Origin of the sequence: Arenibacter sp. F20364 (assembly GCF_023015905.1) — a bacterium.
Classification (GTDB): domain Bacteria; phylum Bacteroidota; class Bacteroidia; order Flavobacteriales; family Flavobacteriaceae; genus Arenibacter.
The window spans coordinates 1-362 of record NZ_JALKBD010000167.1 but is presented as its reverse complement, the minus strand read 5'-3'; the positions used below and the strand labels follow the sequence as shown (position 1 = coordinate 362).

Below are 362 nucleotides of genomic sequence, written 5' to 3'. Positions count from 1 at the left end.
TCTGCACATTGGTCTAGATCATCTGTTACTCCATCTCCATCAGAATCTTCTTGACTTTCCGCACAGCCATCCACATTTACGGTTTCCCCGGCAGATGTTTCAGGACACTTATCTATATCGTCCGGAACACCATCACCATCCGTATCGTTTTTTTCAAAAACAGCGATAACCTCTGTATCCGATGTTATTGTAAGTGAATAGGGAGTATTTGTTCCTGAAATATCACCACTCCAGTTTTTAAAATAGAATCCATTTGAAGGAATTGCTGTTATGGTCACCTTTTCTCCCGACTCAAATGTCCCTTGCTTAGGGCTAATAGTTCCTCCTTCTACAGGTAATACATCTCCTGTAAAGTCATAAAC

The 362-nt window shown here is 40.9% G+C and carries 1 protein-coding gene; it reads right to left on the bottom strand.

The window, feature by feature from the left end:
- The coding region (locus MWU84_RS24175) for a thrombospondin type 3 repeat-containing protein (RefSeq protein ID WP_246906623.1) at positions 1–362 on the bottom strand (362 nt) is incomplete at both ends.